We start from the raw sequence: 18317 nt of genomic DNA on the forward strand, positions 1-18317 counted from the left end.
TGTGTACGCGGTGCGAGGCGAGCGCGGGGGTCGTGTCGGGGACCGTGCCGGGGACGTCGGCCGCTCTTGACGGGCGGGCCGAGTGGCATGGGACCACTGCCGACGCTCGAGCTCTCGTACCGCTGAGGGTTCCCTCCGGATGTCGTACGCGATGTGCCGTACGGACGAGGAGGGCTGTCGGGTCGGAGCCGATCGGGCCACCGACCGGGCATCCTCATTCGTGCGGCCCGTCGAATACTCGCCGGGCGCATTACCACCATACCCCGGAATCGCGCATATGCGATGGCCGATTTGGTCACGTAGTCGTCGTCACACTGATTGACCAGGGACTTCCCTGTTGCGTCGAGCGGGCTATTGTGCGCTTCATGACGACGCCTGACAACGCCGCTGACCAGTCCGCCGAGGCCACCGACAAGACCGCCCCCGCGGCCACCGGAGTCGCCGCGCAGAACTGGGACACGGCCGCCGCCGACCCTCAGTACCGCGCCGCGGTCGTGGACCTGCTCGGAGCGCTCGCGTACGGCGAGTTGGCGGCGTTCGAGCGGCTCGCGGAGGACGCCAAGCTGGCCCCGACGCTCAGTGACAAGGCGGAGTTGGCGAAGATGGCGTCGGCCGAGTTCCACCACTTCGAGCGGCTGCGGGACCGGCTCGCCTCGGTCGGCGCGGAGCCGACCGACGCGATGGAACCGTTCGTCGCCGCGCTCGACGGCTTCCACCGGCAGACGGCCCCCTCGGACTGGCTGGAGGGCCTCGTCAAGGCGTTCGTCGGCGACTCGATCGCCAGTGACTTCTACCGGGAGGTCGCCGCACGCCTCGACGCCGACACACGCGGGCTCGTGCTCAGCGTCCTCGACGACACCGGGCACGCGAGCTTCGCCGTCGAGAAGGTGCGCGCCGCCATCGACGCGGACCCGCGCGTGGGCGGCCGGCTCGCGCTGTGGGCGCGGCGGCTGATGGGCGAGGCGCTGTCGCAGTCGCAGCGGGTCGTCGCGGACCGCGACGCGCTGTCGACGATGCTCGTGGGCGGTGTGGCGGACGGGTTCGACCTCGCGGAGGTCGGCCGGATGTTCTCGCGGATCACCGAGGCCCACACCAAGCGGATGGCGGCACTGGGCCTGGCTGCCTAGACCCGGTCTCCCCGGTTTCCTCGACTGTCTCGGGGCTTGTCGTCCTCAGGAGTCTCGCCGTCGCCCGCTTCGGTCACGCCGTCGCGGAGCGGCGGCGAAATCTTTCCGCGGGGCGCAGCAGGAGCGACAGCAGCGCGGCGCAGACGATCGCGGCGCCGGCGAGGATGACCAGGAAGTGGCCGGATCCGAGCGCCGTGTGCGTCAGGAAGGCCCCGAACAGGGCTCCGGCGACACCGGTCGACAGGACCAGGCCGCGGCTCGGCAGCCGGTGCGGCAGTCGGTACGCCGCCCACCACGCCAGGGCGAGACCGAGCATCGCGGCGCCGAGCGCTTCCAAGAACATGGTGGGGGTCCCTCCCGCACGGCCGGTGCAAATCGGTCGTAGCGGGTCTACCCCCGACGTGCGGAACGCAATCCTCCCCTGTGGATGTTCTGTGCTCCATCCGGGGTGGTGAGACCACGTGTACGGGCCCGACACGACGCGCGCGCAGGGGCCGCGCGGAGGGGCCTGTTCCGCGCATGCGAAGGGGCCCGGCGACAGTGTCACCGGGCCCCTTCCGCTCGCCTGAACTACAGCGCGCTGAATCCCACCTTGCGCTGCGTGGGCTCGCCGAGCTCCACGTACGCGAGGCGGTCGGCCGGAACCAGGACCTTGCGGCCGTGGTCGTCCACGAGGCTCAGCAGCTGCGACTTGCCGGCCAGCGCCTCGGACACCGCGCGCTCGACCTCTTCCGGGGTCTGACCGCTCTCCAGAACGATCTCGCGGGGCGCGTGCTGCACGCCGATCTTGACCTCCACGGCTTTGTCCCTCCGACGGTCAGTCATGTGCGCGTCTCTCCGCGCCGTACGCTGCACACATTAGCCCGGTGAGGGGACGTGCACGTTCCGGCCGAGAACGCCAAGAGCGAACAGCGGACGGGAACAAAGAGACGGTCGGGCGTGCGTCAGTGGTGATCGGTGCCGTGCAGCGGGAAACCCGCGATACCCCGCCAGGCCAGTGAGGTCAGCAGCTGCACCGCCTGGTCGCGCGGGACGCTGCGGTCGCTGTGCAGCCAGGAGCGGGCCACCACCTGTGCCAGGCCGCCCAGGCCCGAGGCCAGGAGCATCGACTCGGCACGCGAGAGACCCGTGTCCTCCGCGATGACGTCGCAGATCGCCTCCGCGCACTCGTGCGTGACCTTGTCGACGCGTTCGCGGACCGCGGGCTCGTTCGTCAGGTCGGACTCGAAGACGAGCCGGAAGGCGCCGCCGTCGTCCTCGACGTACGCGAAGTAGGCGTCCATCGTGGCGCGGACGCGCAGCGAGTTGTCCGTGGTGGACGCGAGCGCCGTCCGTACCGCCTGCAGCAGGGACTCGCAGTGCTGGTCCAGCAGCGCGAGGTACAGGTCGAGCTTGCCCGGGAAGTGCTGGTAGAGAACCGGCTTGCTGACGCCCGCGCGCTCGGCGATGTCGTCCATGGCGGCCGAGTGATACCCCTGCGCAACGAATACTTCCTGGGCGGCGCCGAGGAGCTGGTTGCGTCGGGCACGGCGCGGCAGGCGAGTGCCCCGCGGGCGTGCCGCCTCTGTCTGCTCGATGGCTGTCACGCCGCCTCCCAAAATTGTCCACATGCGGTGTGCGCCGCGCCGCCATCGTACTTTTCGGTAACCCCGCTGTGCGCGGTGCGAGCGCAGAATTTCACGGACCGGACGCGTGCGATAACGACACAGAGGGTGACGAACAGGGTGAGAAGGGCGTGAAGCCGTGCCGGATACCGCTGGTCGGCGGGGTCCGGTCACATGGGGTCATCCCCTGTAGTCGTCCTCGTTGAGCCGCACGACCCTGGCCTGCTCGGCGAGGTCGGCCTCGTTGGCGTTGAGGGGGTCACCGGGGGGTTCCGGGTCGATGTCGTCCACCGGATCCAGTTCGCTGAGCTGCTCGGCGAGATCCGCCTCCGGGGCTTCCGGGTCAACGATCTCCCGGAACCGGTCGTCGAAAGTCTCGGGGTCTGTCGGGTCGACTGTCATGGTTCCTCTTCCCGAGCGGTGCGAGTGCGCTCCTGGTGTACGGATCCTGAGGTTCGGATCCTGGCGTACGTACGAGTGCCCTCGTTCGAAGCCTAGGAGACACCCGATCGAGGCGCTAGACGATCCGCGCACGATCTGTGACAGCGAACACATGAACCACTGCGTGATCGTCTCGTAACATTGCCGCATGTCTTCGACCGAGCTGCCCGCCGCGCTGGCCACCACCGTCACGCCGAGGGTCGGGACCGTCCGGGTCGCGGAGGGGGAGCGCCTGCGATCGGTCGGTCTGCCCGGGATCACCCTGACCGTGCGTTCGAGACCACCCGTGCGCGAAGGACTGCCGCCCGCCCTGTACGTCCATGGGCTGGGCGGTTCCTCGCAGAACTGGTCGGCGCTGATGCCACTGCTCGACGGGCTCGTGGACAGCGAGGCGCTCGATCTGCCCGGCTTCGGGGACTCGCCGCCGCCGGACGACGGCAACTACTCGGTGACCGGGCACGCGCGCGCGGTCATCCGTTATCTCGACGCGGCCGAGCGCGGCCCCGTGCACCTCTTCGGGAACTCGCTCGGCGGAGCGGTCGCGACGCGCGTCGCCGCCGTACGCCCCGACCTGGTCGAGACGCTCACCCTGATCTCGCCCGCGCTCCCGGAGATCCGTGCGCAGCGCACCGCGTGGCCGACCGCGCTCCTCTCGGTGCCGGGGGTGGCGCGGCTGTTCACCCGGCTCACCAAGGACTGGAGCGCCGAGCAGCGCGTCCGCGGGGTCATGGCGCTCTGTTACGGCGACCCCGGCATGGTGACGGCCGAGGGGTTCCGCGACGCGGTCGAGGAGATGGAGCGGCGGCTCGCGCTGCCCTACTTCTGGGACGCCATGGCGCGTTCGTCGCGCGGCCTCGTGAACGCGTACACGCTGGGCGGCCAGCACGGGCTGTGGCGCCAGGCCGAGCGGGTGCTCGCGCCGACGCTGCTCGTCTACGGCGGCCGTGACCAGCTCGTCGCCTACCGCATGGCCCGGCGCGCGGCGCGCGCCTTCCGCGACTCCCGGCTGCTGTCGCTGCCCGACGCGGGGCATGTCGCGATGATGGAGTACCCGGAGACGGTGGCCTCGGCGTTCCGCGAACTCCTCGCGGAATCAGGCGAGTTGACCTCCCCTGCCGGCGCGGACGCGGGGAGCTGAGGCGGGGCGTGGGACGTCACAGTCGCCGGGGGCGGGCCGGTAAGAGCGACACGGGGGAGATGCCGAGGGTTCCGGCACCCGGTGCCGCACCGGGCACGGCTCAAGGGGTGGCGCCGGGTACGGGTCCGGCGGCGACCTCGCCGCAGGGGGCCACGCGCGGCCCCCTGGGCCCACAGCCACCGGGGCCTCGACGCCCCGCGCCGAGCGGCACTCCGCCGTCCGGAGTTCCCCGCCCCCAGGACGGGACTCCGGCGCACGGTGTGCCGCGCTTTCCGGATGGGACTCCGGCGCATGGTGTGCCGCGCTTTCCGGATGGGACTCCGGCGCATGGTGTGCCGCGCTTTCCGGATGGGACTCCGGCGCACGGTGTCCCGCGCTATCCCGATGGCACGCCGGCCCATGGCATCCCGCGGATGGTGAACGGGACCCCGTCGCAGGGCGTTCCGCGTCTCCAGGACGGGACTCCGGCCCGCGGCGTGCCGCGCTATCCGGACGGGACCCCGGCCCACGGTGTGCCGCGTCTTCCGGACGGGACCCCCGCGCACGGTGTCCCGAGGTTCGCCGATGGGACGCCCGCGCACGGCATCCCCCGTATGACGGGCGGTACGCCCGCTCGTGAGGTGCCCCGGTCGCCGGACGGCACCCCCGTGCGTGGGGTGCCCCAGGCGCGTGCGGGACACCCCGAGCAGCGTGAACCCGGCGGTGGCTGGGGCGAGTTCAGGGGTGGCCCGCGGATGGCGGGGGCCGCGGACGGCGGGCCTCAGGCCATGCCGCAGGGGGCGCCCCAAGGCATGCCCCAGGGGGCGCCCGGACCGCGCATCCCCCGGCAGCGGCAGGAGGCCGACGCCGGACTCGGGCCCGGCCCGGGGCTCCGGCAGGTCTACGTCGACGCCTTCGACGAGAGCGAGAACGAGAGCGAGAACGGGCGCAGGGACGGGAGCGACGAGCCGGGGACCGAGGAGGCGGAGAAGGGCAAGGGCGTCAAGGGGCGGGCGTTCACCGGAATCGCCGCGGCCGCCGTCACCACCGTGCTCGCCGTAGTGGTCGCCGGACAGGTGGCCGCCGGGCGGCACGACGCCACCGCGCAGACGCAGTCCGCCGGCGGTGGACTGGACGCCCGCGCGTCCACCTCGCCGGGGGGCACCGGGTCGACCCCGTCCGTGACGCCGAGCGCGACACCGCTGACGTACGACCAGAAGATGGGTGTGAAGTACGCGCTCAGCGCCACCCTCAAGGGCTCGGGGAAGTTCGACGCCGTCCCCGGGTTCGACAAGGCGCCCGGAAAGGGGCAGAAGTACACGTACCGGGTGGATGTGGAGCGGGGTCTCGGCCTCGACGCCGCCCTCTTCGCGCAGGCCGTGCAGAAGACGCTGAACGACAAACGGAGTTGGACCCACAACGGCGCCCGTACCTTCGAACGCATCTACACCGGCAAGCCCGACTTCGTGATCACGCTGGCCAGCCCCGGCACCACCGCCGAGTGGTGTGCCAAGTCCGGGCTGGACACGACCGAGGACAACGTGTCGTGCGACTCGGCCTCCACCGAGCGCGTGATGATCAACGCGTACCGCTGGGCGCAGGGCTCCAAGACCTACGGTGACGCGATTCACCCGTACCGGCAGATGCTCATCAACCACGAGGTCGGCCACCGCCTCGGATACGGCCATGTCACCTGCGGCAAGGACGGCGAGCTCGCGCCCGTCATGCAGCAGCAGACCAAGTTCCTCGACCATGACGGAATCCACTGTCGGGCCAACCCCTGGCCCTACCCGGGGAGTTGACGGAGGGGCCGCGGGGGGCCACTGGGGCCACGTTGACATGCTCCGAAAGTTCGTTCATATTTCTGCGCATGTGGTCTAGTCATGCCGTCCGTCGCGCCGCCATCGAGCTGGCGCTGATTGGTGTGACCGCGCTCTGTGTGGCAGACATCCTCTGTCGCTGACGCCCGCCCTTGGCGTGTGCGTCGTGCTTCCGCTTCCGTCGTGACCGTAGGTGACCGTATTGGTCACTGGTTCTCCGACTTCGCGACCTTTTTGACGACCTGACGCCGGGGCAGACGTCCGTTCACTTCTGTCTCACTCCTCGTCAATCCGTCTCATTATTCGAGAGGTCGTCTTCCGATGCGTCAACCGTCCGTCATAGCCCGCCGCGTGGCCGCGGCATCCGTCACCCTGGTCGTGGCAGCGGGCGCGGCCGCCTGCGGGCCGAAGGACAACGATGCCAAGGGCGCCGGTGGCGACTCGAAGCCCCAGAAGGGAGGCACGCTCACCGTCCTCAACGCGGGCCCGCAGGAGGACTTCGACCCGGCGCGCCTCTACACCTCCGGTGGCGGCAACGTCCCCTCCCTCGTCTTCCGTACGCTGACCACGCGCAACCGCGAGAGCGGCGCCGCCGGTGCCAAGGTCGTCCCCGACCTCGCCACCGACACCGGCCGCCCGAGCGAGAACGCGACCGTGTGGACGTACACCCTGAAGAAGGGCCTCAAGTACGAGGACGGCACGCCGATCACCTCCGCCGACATCAAGTACGGCATCGAGCGCTCCTTCGCGGCCGAGCTCTCCGGCGGCGCCCCCTACCTGCGGGACTGGCTGATCGGTGGCGCCGACTACCAGGGGCCGTACAAGGACAAGAAGGGCCTCACCTCGATCGAGACCCCGGACGACCTGACCATCGTCTTCCACCTCGACAAGCCCGAGGGCGAGTTCCCCTACCTCGCCACGCAGACCCAGTTCACGCCCGTCCCGAAGGCCAAGGACAACGGCACGAAGTACGAGCAGCACCCGATCTCCTCCGGCCCGTACAAGGTCGTCAAGAACGAGAACGACGGCGAGCGGATCACCCTGGAGCGCAACCCGTACTGGTCCGCGGCGACCGACGCCGAGCGCAAGGCCTACCCGGACAAGATCGACGTACGGTCGGGCCTGGACTCCTCCGTGATCAACCAGCGGCTGTCCGCGTCCCAGGGCGCGGATGCCGCCGCCGTCACCACGGACACCAACCTCGGTCCGGCCGAGCTGGCCAAGGTGACGGGTGACAAGGCGCTGGCGGCACGCGTCGGCACCGGGCACTTCGGCTACACCAACTACATCGCCTTCAACCCGAAGGTGAAGCCGTTCGACGACCCGAAGGTGCGGCAGGCGATCGCATACGCCGTCGACCGTTCGTCGGTGATCAACGCGGCGGGTGGTTCATCGCTGGCCGAGGCCGCGACCACGTACCTGCCCAACCAGAAGTCCTTCGGCTACACGCCCTACGACCACTTCCCGGCGGGCGCCTCCGGCAACCCGGCCAAGGCCAAGGAGCTGCTGAAGGAGGCGGGTCACCCGAACGGGATCACCGTCACCCTCACGCACTCCAACGACAAGGACTTCGAGACCAGCCCGGAGATCGCGACCGCCCTCCAGGACGCCCTGAAGAAGGCCGGTATCACGGTCAAGCTCCAGGGCCTGGAGATCAACGACTACAAGGACAAGATCCACAGCGTCAAGAGCGAGCCGGGCTTCTTCCTCGCCCACTGGGGTGCCGACTGGCCCTCCGGCGGTCCCTTCCTGGCTCCGATCTTCGACGGCCGTCAGATAGTCAAGGACGGCGCGAACTTCAACACCGGCCTCCTCGACGACAAGTCCGTCAATGACGAGATCGACGCGATCAACAAGTTGACGAATCTCGACGAGGCCGCGGGGCGCTGGGGCGCACTGGACAAGAAGATCGGCGAGCAGGCCCTGACCGTGCCGCTGTTCCACCCCGTCTACAAGCGCCTGTACGGCAGCGCGGTCAAGAACATCGTGATCAGTGACTGGACCGGCGTGCTGGACATCTCCCAGGTCGCGGTGAAGTAGCGCCGTGAGCGAGGCAATCGTCGCCGCTCAGGCCCCCGGGACGGACCCCGCGTCCGTCCCGGGGGCCTCGGGGGCCCGTCAGTTCTGGCGGCGGCTGCGCACGCAGCGCGCCGCCCTCGTCGCGGCGGCCGTCGTCGCGCTGCTCGTCCTGCTCGCACTCGCCGCCCCGCTGCTCACGGCGATCGAGGGCCAGGATCCGACCACCTACCACCCGTCCCTGATCGACTCCGCGCGCGGCGGTGTTCCGGTGGGCTCGTTCGGCGGCGTCAGCGGCGACCACTGGCTCGGCGTCGAACCGCAGACCGGCCGCGACCTCTTCGCCCGGCTCGTGTACGGCGCCCGGGTCTCGCTGGGAGTCGCGCTGGGCGCGACCGTCGTACAGGTCCTCGTCGGTGTGGTGGTGGGCGTCGCGGCCGCACTCGGCAACCGATGGATCGATCAACTGTTGAGCCGGATCACCGACATCTTCGTCGCGATGCCGTTGATGATCATGTCGCTGGCCCTGCTGGCGATCGTGCCCAGCAGCTTCCCGCGGCCCTTGCTGGTCGCGCTCGTCATCGGCCTGATCGCCTGGGGCAACACCGCGAAGATCGTGCGCGCCCAGACCCTCACCCTCAAGGGGCTGGACTACGTCTCCGCCGCGCGGCTCAGCGGCTGGAACACCTGGCGCATCGCCCGCCGCGAACTCCTGCCCGGACTGGCCGCCCCCGTCATCACCTATGCCGCGCTCCTCGTGCCGATGAACATCTCCGCCGAGGCCGCGCTGTCCTTCCTCGGCGTCGGAGTGAAGCCCCCGACGCCGTCCTGGGGGCAGATGCTCACGGCCGCCGATGTCTGGTACCAGGCGGCCCCGCAGTACCTGCTGCTGCCCGCCGGCGCGCTCCTGGTGACCGTGCTGTCCCTGACCGTCCTCGGCGACGGTGTCCGCACTGCCCTGGACCCGCGCGCCGCCTCGCGCCTGCGCGTCGGCACGGGCCGCAAGCGGGAGGCCAAGGCGGACGCGAACACCAAGAAGGCAACGGCGGACGCGAGCGCCAAGAAGGCCACGGCGGACGCGAGTGCCAAGAAGGCCACGGCGGACGCGAGTGCCAAGAAGGCCACGGCGGACGCGAGTGCCAAGCAGGCAACGGCGGACGCGAACGTCGCCAAGGAGGCCAAGGCATGAGCGGCTTCGGAGGATTCGTCCTGCGCCGCGCCGTCGGCACCGTGATCACCCTGCTCGCCATCTCGGTGATCGTCTACGTCGTCTTCTACGCCACCCCCGGCAACGTCGCCCAGATCACCTGCGGCCCGCGCTGCTCTCCGGAACAAGTGCACCAGGTCGCCCAGCAGTTGAGGCTCGACGACCCGCTGTATGTGCGCTACTGGCACTTCCTGCAGGGCATCCTCGTCGGCCAGGACTTCTCCACCGGCACCTCGATGGAGCACTGCTCGGCTCCCTGTCTCGGCCTGTCGTACCAGGGCGACACCCAGGTCACCCAGCTGATCCTGGCGAAGCTGCCGGTCAGTCTGTCCCTCGTGTTCGGCGCGATGGTGCTGTGGCTGATCCTCGGCGTCGGCACCGGCATCCTCTCCGCGTGGCGGCGCGGCCGGCTCACCGAGCGCCTGCTGACCGGCATCACCCTCGCGGGCGTCGCCACGCCGGTCTTCGTGATCGGCCTGGTGCTCATGATCGTCGTCTGCGGTCAGCTGCAACTACTGCCCTTCCCGCAGTACGTCAGCCTCACCGACGACCCCGAACAGTGGGCCTGGAACCTGCTGCTGCCCTGGCTCTCCCTCGCCCTCATCGAGGCCGCCGCGTTCGCCCGGCTCACCAGGGCCGCGATGCTGGAGACCCTCGCCGAGGATCACATCCGGACCTTCCGGGCGTACGGCGTCGGCGAGCGGTCGATCATCGGGCGGCACGCGCTGCGCGGGGCGTTCGCGCCGATCATCGCCCTGAACGCCAACAACGTCGGCTCGGCGGTCGGCGGCGCGGTGCTCACCGAGACGCTCTTCGGACTGCCCGGCATCGGACAGGCGCTGGTGCACGCGGTGAACGTCGTCGACCTGCCGGTGGTCGTCGGCATGGTCCTGGTCATCGGCTTCTTCGTGGTCATCGCCAACGCCGTCGCGGACGTGCTGTACGCGGTGGCCGACCGACGGGTGGTGCTCGTATGAGCTTGGTGGACGTCACGGATCTGACGGTCGAGTTCGGGTCCCTGCGCGCTGTGGACGGTCTCTCCTTCAGCCTGGAGCAGGGCGCCGCCCTGGCGCTGGTCGGCGAGTCCGGCTCGGGCAAGTCCACGGTCGCCTCGGCCCTCCTGGGGCTGCACCGCGGTACGGGAGCCGACGTCGGCGGCTCGGTGCGCGTGGCCGACATCGACGTACAGGAGGCGTCCGACGCCGAACTGCGGCGGCTGCGCGGCGGGAAGGCCGCCATGGTCTTCCAGGACCCCCTGTCGTCCCTCGACCCTTACTACGCGGTCGGCGACCAGATCGCCGAGGTGTACCGGGCGCATGTGAAGGCCTCCCGGCGCGCCGCACGCGCGCGTGCCGTCGAGGTGCTCGACCGCGTCGGCATCCCGGACGCCGCGCGCCGGGCGCGCTCCCGCCCGCACGAGTTCAGCGGCGGCATGCGCCAGCGCGCGCTGATCGCGATGGCGCTGACCTGCGAACCCGACCTGCTGATCGCCGACGAGCCGACCACGGCCCTCGACGTGACCGTCCAGGCCCAGATCCTCGACCTGCTGCACACCCTGCGCGAGGAGACCGGAATGGGCCTGCTCCTCGTCACGCACGACGTGGGCGTCGCCGCCGAGAGCGTCGACGAGATCCTGGTCATGCGGCACGGGCGGGCCGTCGAGCACGGCCTCGTCGGCGCCGTCCTGGGGGCGCCCGCGCAGGCGTACACCCAGGAGCTCCTCGGCGCGGTGCCCCGCGTGGACGCGCCGCGCACCGGCTCCGAGGCGACGGAGGAGGTCGTTCTCGAGGCGAGCGGCCTGCGGCGCGAATTCGGACGCGGGAAGAAGGCGTTCGCGGCCGTCGACGACGTGTCGCTGACGATCCACCGGGGCGAGACCCTCGGCATCGTGGGTGAGAGCGGCAGCGGCAAGACCACCCTGGGACGCATGCTCGTGGGGCTGCTGGAGCCCACGGCGGGGGAGATCAAGCCCGGCGGAGGCGTGCGCCCGGACGTCCAGATGGTCTTCCAGGACCCCGTCTCCTCCCTCAACCCGCGCCGCAGCGTGGGCGAGTCGATCGCCGATCCGCTGCGCGCCCGCGGGGAACACGAGGAGGGGCGCATCCGGGGGCGCGTACGGGAACTACTGGAGCGCGTGGGGCTCGAAGCGGCGCACTACGACCGTTACCCGCACGAGTTCAGCGGCGGACAGCGCCAGCGCGTCGGCATCGCCCGGGCGCTCGCCGCCGACCCACGCGTCATCGTCTGCGACGAGCCGGTCTCCGCGCTCGACGTCACCACCCAGGCCCAGGTGGTCGCCCTGCTCGCCGAACTGCAGCGGGAGCTCGGGCTCGCGCTCGTGTTCGTGGCGCACGACCTCGCGGTCGTCCGCCAGGTCAGCGACCGGGTCGCGGTGATGCGACGCGGCCGGATCGTCGAGTACGGACCCGCCGACGAGGTGTACGAGTCTCCGCGCGACCCGTACACCAAGCAGCTGCTAGCCGCCGTACCGGCACTGGATCCGCAGGTCGCGGCAGAGCGACGGACGGTCCGGAGGCAGCTGACGGCGGTGTGATGCAACGTGACTGCTTGATCTCGTAGCGCGACGGAACGCGACCCGCACGGGAAAGTTACGACCGTTCACCCCTTTTGGTGGCGCGATGGACAACCGTCCGTCGCGCCACCGCCATGTACGCATACGTTCTTCCCGCTGCGAGCCGCCGGGTCAACGGCGGCTCCCCATAGGGAGATCGGGGGTGCACTGGTGCGCATCGGACTGCTTACGGAGGGTGGCTATCCGTATGTGAGCGGTGACGCCAGACTCTGGTGCGACCGGCTCGTGCGCGGGCTCGGGCAGCACGAGTTCGACATCTACGCGCTCAGCCGCAGCGAGCGGCAGGAGGACGAGGGCTGGATCCAGCTGCCGCCGCAGGTCAGCCGGGTCCGGACGGCTCCGCTGTGGACGGCCGAGGACGACGGCGTGGTACACGGGCGACGGGCGCGCCGACGGTTCGCCGAGTGCTTCGGGGAACTGGTGGCGACGGTGTGTGCCGCGCCGGCGATCCTCGACGGCTCGGAGGCTCCGGGCGGTGCGGAGGCCTCCGGCGGTGTGGAGGCCCCTGGCGGTGCGGAGGCCCCTGGCGGTATAGAGGCGGACCGTTTCGGCAGTGCGCTGTACGGGCTCGCGGAACTGGCCCGCGACGAGGGCGGGCTGGTCGGGGCGCTGCGCGCCGAGGGGGCCGTGCGCGCCCTGGAGCGCGCCTGTCGTGCGCCCGGCGCACTGCGTGCCGCGCGTACCGCGCGCGTGCCCGACCTGCTGTCCGTCGCCGCTCACATCGAGCGCGCCCTGCGCCCCCTCTCGCTGGACTGGTACAAGGACGACGGGCTCGGCTCGGTCGACCTCTGCCACGCGGCGGCCGGCGGCGAGGCCGCCCTGCCCGGCCTGCTCGCCCTGCACTTCGCCGGGGTGCCGCTGCTGGTCACGGAGTACGGGGTGCAGTTGCGGGCGCACTACCTCGCCTCCTCCGTCGCCGAGGAGTCCCCCGCGGTACGGGCGCTGCTCGCCGCCTTCCGCGGCGCGCTGGCCGCCGAGGTCTACCGCCGGGCCGCGCTCATCACGCCCGGCAACACCCACGCGCGCCGCTGGCAGGAGCGCTGCGGCGCCGACCGTGCCAAACTGCGCACCGTCTACCCCGGCATGGAGGCCGCCCGCTTCGCGGAGGTGGGCGAGCGGGCCGACGGCTCCGGATGCGCGGAGCCGGACACCCTGGTCTGGGTCGGCCGCATCGAGCCGGCCAAGGACCTGATCTCACTGCTGCACTCCTTCGCCGAGGTCCGCAAGGAGGCACCGAAGACCCGGCTGCGGATCGTCGGCGCACCCGCCGACGGGCCGGAGGGCGCGCTGTACCTGGCTCACTGCAAAGCGCTGGCCGCCCAGCTCTTCCCCGACGAGGCGGAGGGCGTGCACGCGGTCGGCGACAACCCGGTGTCCTTCGAGGAGATCGGCGACCCGGAGGTCCCGAGCCTCGCGGAGGCGTACGCGTCCGGCGCCGTGATCGTCCTCTCCAGCGTCGTCGAAGGCTTCCCGATCAGCCTGGTCGAGGCCATGTTCTGCGGCCGCGCCACCGTGTCCACGGACGTCGGCGCGGTCGTCGAAGTCATCGGCGGTACGGGGCTGGTGGTGCCGCCGCGCAATCCGCGGGCGCTCGCCGAGGCGTGCGTGGCGCTGCTGCGTGACCCCGAACGGCGTGCACGCCTGGGCGCGGCGGCCCGCGCGCGAGCCCTCGAACTCTTCACGGTCGAGCAGAACATCGCGGCATTTCACGGCATTTACCTGGAGATCGTCTCGCGTTCCCCGGTCCGGCGGCTCGTCGTGGACGACACGGGAGACCCCCTGCCGTTCGGCGTGCCGGCCGAGGCCCACGTACCCGGCCGGTGGACCGAGGCCCGGCTCATGGCCACGGGACGCCCGCGCTGGGCGGCGGGGGCACCGGTGCGCGCCACAGCTCCGCTGTCCGCGGGGGAGGGCGCGTGATGAGCGAACTCGTACGGGACGGCTCGGGCGGTGCACGCGGCGACGCCGGGGGTGACCCGGGGGGCGACTCCGGCGGCGACCCGGGGGGCGCGCGCACATCCCTCGGCGGTGGTCGCCGCGGCGCCGTGGACCCCGTGAAGGCGCTGATGCACCGGCATCGTGAACTCTGCGAGCGCGCCGTCGACCCCCTGGAGATCGCGGCGGGCCTGGAGGCGCACGGGGTGACCGACCGCACCGCCGTACGGTTCAGGCACCGGGACGTCTTCTCACTCGCCGAGGAGATGTACGCACGCGTCGCCCGCGACGCGGACCCGGCGCCGCGGCCCGTGGCCCCCGAACACCCCGGCGCGCGCGCCGACTGGGCCGTGCTCTCCCTGCTGCCGGGCGCCCTGTACGCGACGACCGTGGCCGGGCTGCGGCTCACCGAGGGGCAGCCGCGTCTCGCGGTCGCCGCCGCCGGCACCCTCGCCGTGACGCTCGGCCTGCGCGCCGCGCTGCGCCGAGGTCCCCTCAGCACCACGCACCGCACGACGAGCGGCACCCGTGCCTGGACCTGCTGGCTGATCGCGTACGCCCTGCTCGGTGACGGACTGCTGAGCGTCGGCATCGAAGGCGGCCCCGACGGCCCCTGGCCCCCGGCCACCGCACCCGTGCTGGCCCTCGCCCTGGCGTGCGCCCCCGCGGCCTGGTGCGCCCACCTCTTCACCGCGGGCGCCCGCCGCAAACTGACCGCGAGCCGAGGCCTGGAGGAGTTCGCCGTCTCCGTACGGCCCCTGCTTCTGGGAGTGTTCGCCCTGTTCCTCTGCGCCCTGGGCGGGCTGCTCGCACTGTGCCGGGCGGCGCCGAGCCAGCCCGGTGCCTACAACGGGCCCAGCGCGTACGCCGGAGCAGGCGCCCTCGGCGCGCTGCTGCTGCTCGCGCGCCTGCTCACGACGCGCGGCTTCACCCACGCCCCGGCCGTCGTCCTCGGCGCCGCGGGCGCGGCCGAGGTGACCGCCCTCACCACGGTCTTCGCGGCCCGCCTGCCCGGCTGCTCGTTCGTCGCCACCCCTGTCGAGACCATCGTCGGCGCCTGGGGTCCGGGCGCCGTTCCGGTCCTGGTGTGCGGCGCGGCCGCGCTCGTCCTCCTGATCCACGCGACCCGCACCCTGACCCGGGCCTCGGCCCACGCCGCACCGGGCGGGACGCCATGAGCCGCGACCGGCGCCCGAGGGTCCAGCCCTCGTGCCGGGCGCACCCTCCCGCGGGGCCGACACCGCGGGCGCTCCGTCCGACCCACGGCACCACCCCGAAGGAGAACGCCAGATGATCACCTCCCGAACCGGAGAATCCGCCCCGGGAGCCGCCCGATGAGAGTCCTGCTGATCGGAGCCAACGGATACCTCGGCCGGTTCGTCGCCGACAGACTGCTCGCCGATCCGGCCGTGCAGCTCACCGCGCTCGGCCGGGGCGACGACGCCGACGTACGGTTCGACCTCGCCTCGGGCAGCCCCGGCGCCCTCACCCGCTTCCTCGACGCGGTGCACCCCGGGGTCGTCATCAACTGCGCGGGCGCCACCCGCGGCGGAGCCCGCGAACTGACCCGGCACAACACCGTCGCCGTCGCCACCGTCTGCGAGGCCCTGCGACGCAGCGGCTGCGGCGCCCGCCTGGTGCAGATCGGCTGCGGCGCCGAGTACGGGCCCAGCCAGCCCGGCTCCTCCACGGCCGAGGACGCCGTACCGCGCCCCGGCGGCCCGTACGGCGTCAGCAAGCTCGCCGCCACCGAACTGGTCCTCGGCTCCGGACTCGACGCCGTCGTCCTGCGCGTCTTCTCGCCCGCGGGCCCCGGCACCCCCGCCGGATCCCCGCTCGGCCGTCTCGCCGAGGCCCTGCGCCGCGCCATGCAGTCCGGCGACGGCGAACTCAAACTCGGCGGACTCGGCGTCCAGCGCGACTTCATCGATGTCCGCGATGTCGCCCGCGCCGTGCACGCCGCCTCGCTCTCCGCCGCGCAGGGCGTCATCAACATCGGCTCGGGCCGCGCCGTCCGTCTGCGCGACGCCGCCGCCGTCCTCGCCCGTGTGGCCGGCTACGGGGGCACGCTGCACGAACTCGACGGCCCGCCCGGACCCATGAGGTCGTCCATCGGCCACCCCCGCACCGAACCGGATCACGGGGCGCCGGTCGCTTACCCCTACCCGGACGGCTGCGGCAGCTGGCAGCAGGCCGATGTGCGCACCGCGCGCGACCGGCTCGGCTGGCGGCCCCGGATCAACCTCGAGGAATCCCTCGCCGATATCTGGATGGAGGCGGCATGTCGTATCTGACCAGCGACGCGACGGGCATAGCGAGCACGGACTTAAGGGTCGGCCTCGGCGTCCCCGGCTATGCGCACCCCCTCGTCGCTCCGGCCGAGTGGGGGGAACTCACCCGCCCCGGCACCCCCGTGCACTGGGCCGTCCTGAATGTGGCCAACGGTCCCGGCACCCGCCCCGACCCGCACTGTCTGGAGGCCGCCGGCCGACTCCGCAACGCGGGCGTGCGCGTCCTGGGACACCTGGACGTGACGTACGGCGCACGCGCCTTCGCCGAGGTGATCTCCGACGCACACCGGTATCTCGACTGGTACCGGGTCGGCGGGTTCCTCCTGCATCGCTGCCCCACCGAGCGCGCCGCGCTCCCCGAGGTCCGCCGGGCGGCCACCACGCTGCGCACGCTCCTCGACGACGCGCACCTCGTTCTCGGCCACGGCACCCACCCCTACCCCGGCTATGCCGAAAGCGCCGACCAGCTGGTGACCTTCTCCGGCACCTGGAGCGACTACCGCTGGTCGCAGGTGGCCGAGTGGACCGCCGACTATCCGCCCGAGCGCTTCTGCCACTTCGTGCACGGGATACCGCGCGGCCATCTCGACGAGGCGCTGCGCATCGCCCGCTGGCAGGGCGCCGCCACGATCTACTTCACCGACCGCACGGATCACGGTGGACGGGCCGACCCGTGGGAGACGATGCCCGGCTACTGGGACGAAATCGTCTCGCGGATCGGAACGGGTGTCTCGGAATGAAGGAGGGCGTGGCAGTGTTACGGGGAGAACAACCGTAGTGATTGACCGACCAACGGAGTCCCCGTGTCGCTGCCACCCCTGGTTGAGCCAGCTGCTGAGCTCACCGTAGACGAGGTCCGCAGGTACTCCCGCCACCTGATCATCCCCGACGTGGGCATGGACGGGCAGAAGCGGCTGAAGAACGCCAAGGTGCTGTGTGTGGGCGCCGGCGGCCTCGGATCGCCGGCGCTGATGTACCTGGCCGCCGCAGGCGTGGGCACGCTCGGCATCGTGGAGTTCGACGAGGTCGACGAGTCGAACCTGCAGCGCCAGATCATCCACAGTCAGGCGGACATCGGCCGCTCCAAGGCCGAGTCGGCCCGTGACTCCGTGCTGGGCATCAACCCGTACGTGAATGTGGTCCTTCACGAAGAGCGGCTCGAGGCCGAGAACGTGATGGACATCTTCAGCCAGTACGACCTGATCGTCGACGGCACGGACAACTTCGCGACCCGCTACCTGGTCAACGACGCGTGCGTCCTGCTCAACAAGCCGTACGTGTGGGGCTCCATCTACCGCTTCGACGGTCAGGCCTCCGTCTTCTGGTCCGAGCACGGTCCCTGCTACCGCTGCCTCTACCCGGAGCCCCCGCCGCCGGGCATGGTCCCCTCCTGCGCCGAGGGCGGCGTGCTGGGCGTGCTGTGCGCGTCCATCGGCTCCATCCAGGTCAACGAGGCGATCAAGTTGCTCGCGGGCATCGGTGAGCCGCTCGTCGGCCGCCTGATGATCTACGACGCCCTCGAGATGCAGTACCGCCAGGTCAAGGTCCGCAAGGACCCGGACTGCGCGGTCTGCGGCGAGAACCCCACCGTGACCGAGCTCATCGACTACGAGGCCTTCTGCGGTGTCGTGTCCGAGGAGGCCCAGGCGGCGGCGGCCGGCTCGACGATCACTCCCAAGCAGCTCAAGGAGTGGATCGACGACGGCGAGAACATCGAGATCATCGACGTCCGCGAGATCAACGAGTACGAGATCGTCTCGATCCCCGGCGCCAAGCTGATCCCGAAGAACGAGTTCCTCATGGGCACCGCCCTGGAGACCCTTCCGCAGGACAAGAAGATCGTCCTGCACTGCAAGACGGGCGTCCGCAGCGCGGAGGTCCTCGCCGTGCTGAAGTCCGCGGGCTTCTCGGACGCGGTGCACGTCGGCGGCGGCGTGATCGGCTGGGTCAACCAGATCGAGCCGGAGAAGCCGGTCTACTAGGCGCCGGTGTACCAGGCGTACGGCTTTTCGGAAGGGGCTCGGCACCGCGCGTGCCGGGCCCCTTTCCGTTGGCCGGTCCCTCGCGGACCGGTGGTTCGACGGCTGTGCGTCCGTGCGTCGGGTCTTCGCCGGCTGGTCGCTCGTCGGCCGGGTGCTCGTCGGCCGGGTGCTCGCCGGCCGGGTG

Annotated in this window: 17 protein-coding genes; 13 read left to right on the top strand and 4 right to left on the bottom strand. The window is 71.4% G+C overall.

Annotated elements, in window-relative coordinates; all coding sequences use genetic code 11:
• Positions 1-365: 365 nt before the first annotated feature.
• The gene (locus ACFZDJ_RS15815; protein WP_390932315.1) at positions 366-1127 is read left to right on the top strand and encodes a ferritin-like fold-containing protein; all 762 of its coding nucleotides are present in this window, start codon (positions 366-368) and stop codon (positions 1125-1127) included.
• Between the two features lie 73 nt (positions 1128-1200).
• On the opposite strand, the gene ACFZDJ_RS15820 is transcribed toward ACFZDJ_RS15815, so the two are convergent.
• The 4 genes from ACFZDJ_RS15820 to ACFZDJ_RS15835 form a co-directional block, all read right to left on the bottom strand.
• A complete protein-coding gene (locus ACFZDJ_RS15820; protein WP_168495303.1) occupies positions 1201-1470 on the bottom strand; it encodes a hypothetical protein in 270 nt (89 codons plus the stop codon).
• A 227-nt stretch (positions 1471-1697) separates the two neighbouring features.
• Complete coding sequence (locus ACFZDJ_RS15825) at positions 1698-1925, bottom strand: DUF3107 domain-containing protein (RefSeq protein WP_028801993.1); 228 nt, start codon at positions 1923-1925, stop codon at positions 1698-1700.
• Positions 1926-2071: 146 nt separating this feature from the next.
• Positions 2072-2713: a TetR/AcrR family transcriptional regulator gene (locus tag ACFZDJ_RS15830; protein ID WP_148010337.1), complete on the bottom strand. Its 642-nt coding sequence runs from the start codon at positions 2711-2713 to the stop codon at positions 2072-2074.
• Between the two features lie 198 nt (positions 2714-2911).
• Positions 2912-3133: a hypothetical protein gene (locus ACFZDJ_RS15835; RefSeq protein ID WP_389602692.1), complete on the bottom strand. Its 222-nt coding sequence runs from the start codon at positions 3131-3133 to the stop codon at positions 2912-2914.
• Between the two features lie 187 nt (positions 3134-3320).
• Between ACFZDJ_RS15835 and ACFZDJ_RS15840 the strand changes: the two genes are divergently transcribed.
• The 12 genes from ACFZDJ_RS15840 to moeZ all read left to right on the top strand — a co-directional run bounded on the left by ACFZDJ_RS15840 (position 3321) and on the right by moeZ (position 18133).
• Positions 3321-4310: an alpha/beta fold hydrolase gene (locus tag ACFZDJ_RS15840; protein ID WP_384911576.1), complete on the top strand. Its 990-nt coding sequence runs from the start codon at positions 3321-3323 to the stop codon at positions 4308-4310.
• Between the two features lie 8 nt (positions 4311-4318).
• On the top strand, positions 4319-6091 hold the full coding sequence (locus ACFZDJ_RS15845; RefSeq protein WP_391059517.1) for a DUF3152 domain-containing protein: 1773 nt from the start codon (positions 4319-4321) through the stop codon (positions 6089-6091).
• 68 nt (positions 6092-6159) lie between these two features.
• Positions 6160-6252: an Ms4533A family Cys-rich leader peptide gene (locus tag ACFZDJ_RS15850; RefSeq protein ID WP_384911571.1), complete on the top strand. Its 93-nt coding sequence runs from the start codon at positions 6160-6162 to the stop codon at positions 6250-6252.
• Between the two features lie 178 nt (positions 6253-6430).
• A complete protein-coding gene (locus tag ACFZDJ_RS15855; protein WP_391059520.1) occupies positions 6431-8149 on the top strand; it encodes an ABC transporter substrate-binding protein in 1719 nt (572 codons plus the stop codon).
• 4 nt (positions 8150-8153) lie between these two features.
• Positions 8154-9314: an ABC transporter permease subunit gene (locus ACFZDJ_RS15860; protein WP_391059522.1), complete on the top strand. Its 1161-nt coding sequence runs from the start codon at positions 8154-8156 to the stop codon at positions 9312-9314.
• Entirely contained in the window at positions 9311-10309 is a 999-nt protein-coding gene (locus ACFZDJ_RS15865; RefSeq protein ID WP_390932305.1) for an ABC transporter permease subunit, read from the top strand. Before ACFZDJ_RS15860 ends, ACFZDJ_RS15865 begins: the two co-directional genes overlap by 4 nt.
• Positions 10306-11886 (top strand): dipeptide ABC transporter ATP-binding protein, encoded by a 1581-nt coding sequence (locus tag ACFZDJ_RS15870; protein WP_391059525.1) that lies wholly within the window; start codon positions 10306-10308, stop codon positions 11884-11886. The genes ACFZDJ_RS15865 and ACFZDJ_RS15870 overlap by 4 nt, the downstream gene beginning before the upstream one ends.
• A gap of 189 nt (positions 11887-12075) precedes the next feature.
• Positions 12076-13845 (top strand): DUF3492 domain-containing protein, encoded by a 1770-nt coding sequence (locus ACFZDJ_RS15875; protein ID WP_391059527.1) that lies wholly within the window; start codon positions 12076-12078, stop codon positions 13843-13845.
• Entirely contained in the window at positions 13845-15038 is a 1194-nt protein-coding gene (locus ACFZDJ_RS15880) for a hypothetical protein (RefSeq protein ID WP_391059530.1), read from the top strand. The genes ACFZDJ_RS15875 and ACFZDJ_RS15880 overlap by 1 nt, the downstream gene beginning before the upstream one ends.
• A gap of 156 nt (positions 15039-15194) precedes the next feature.
• The gene (locus tag ACFZDJ_RS15885) at positions 15195-16154 is read left to right on the top strand and encodes an NAD(P)-dependent oxidoreductase (protein WP_168495319.1); all 960 of its coding nucleotides are present in this window, start codon (positions 15195-15197) and stop codon (positions 16152-16154) included.
• Complete coding sequence (locus ACFZDJ_RS15890; protein WP_390932300.1) at positions 16142-16891, top strand: spherulation-specific family 4 protein; 750 nt, start codon at positions 16142-16144, stop codon at positions 16889-16891. Before ACFZDJ_RS15885 ends, ACFZDJ_RS15890 begins: the two co-directional genes overlap by 13 nt.
• 63 nt (positions 16892-16954) lie before the next feature.
• Positions 16955-18133, top strand: a complete 1179-nt coding sequence (moeZ, locus tag ACFZDJ_RS15895; RefSeq protein WP_168510986.1) for an adenylyltransferase/sulfurtransferase MoeZ — start codon at positions 16955-16957, stop codon at positions 18131-18133.
• Positions 18134-18317: the final 184 nt, after the last annotated feature.

The sequence above is a fragment of the Streptomyces sp. NPDC007896 genome (assembly GCF_042959425.1).
In the GTDB taxonomy this organism is placed as follows: domain Bacteria; phylum Actinomycetota; class Actinomycetes; order Streptomycetales; family Streptomycetaceae; genus Streptomyces.

Excerpts from the sequence above, each read along its gene's own strand:
- ACFZDJ_RS15835 (WP_389602692.1), bottom strand. The coding sequence starts at position 3,133 with ATGACAGTCGACCCGACAGACCCCGAGACTTTCGACGACCGGTTCCGG.
- ACFZDJ_RS15855 (WP_391059520.1), top strand. The coding sequence starts at position 6,431 with ATGCGTCAACCGTCCGTCATAGCCCGCCGCGTGGCCGCGGCATCCGTC.
- ACFZDJ_RS15840 (WP_384911576.1), top strand. The coding sequence starts at position 3,321 with ATGTCTTCGACCGAGCTGCCCGCCGCGCTGGCCACCACCGTCACGCCG.
- ACFZDJ_RS15870 (WP_391059525.1), top strand. The coding sequence starts at position 10,306 with ATGAGCTTGGTGGACGTCACGGATCTGACGGTCGAGTTCGGGTCCCTG.
- ACFZDJ_RS15880 (WP_391059530.1), top strand. The coding sequence starts at position 13,845 with ATGAGCGAACTCGTACGGGACGGCTCGGGCGGTGCACGCGGCGACGCC.
- ACFZDJ_RS15865 (WP_390932305.1), top strand. The coding sequence starts at position 9,311 with ATGAGCGGCTTCGGAGGATTCGTCCTGCGCCGCGCCGTCGGCACCGTG.
- ACFZDJ_RS15815 (WP_390932315.1), top strand. The coding sequence starts at position 366 with ATGACGACGCCTGACAACGCCGCTGACCAGTCCGCCGAGGCCACCGAC.
- ACFZDJ_RS15885 (WP_168495319.1), top strand. The coding sequence starts at position 15,195 with ATGAGAGTCCTGCTGATCGGAGCCAACGGATACCTCGGCCGGTTCGTC.
- ACFZDJ_RS15890 (WP_390932300.1), top strand. The coding sequence starts at position 16,142 with ATGTCGTATCTGACCAGCGACGCGACGGGCATAGCGAGCACGGACTTA.
- ACFZDJ_RS15820 (WP_168495303.1), bottom strand. The coding sequence starts at position 1,470 with ATGTTCTTGGAAGCGCTCGGCGCCGCGATGCTCGGTCTCGCCCTGGCG.
- ACFZDJ_RS15850 (WP_384911571.1), top strand. The coding sequence starts at position 6,160 with ATGTGGTCTAGTCATGCCGTCCGTCGCGCCGCCATCGAGCTGGCGCTG.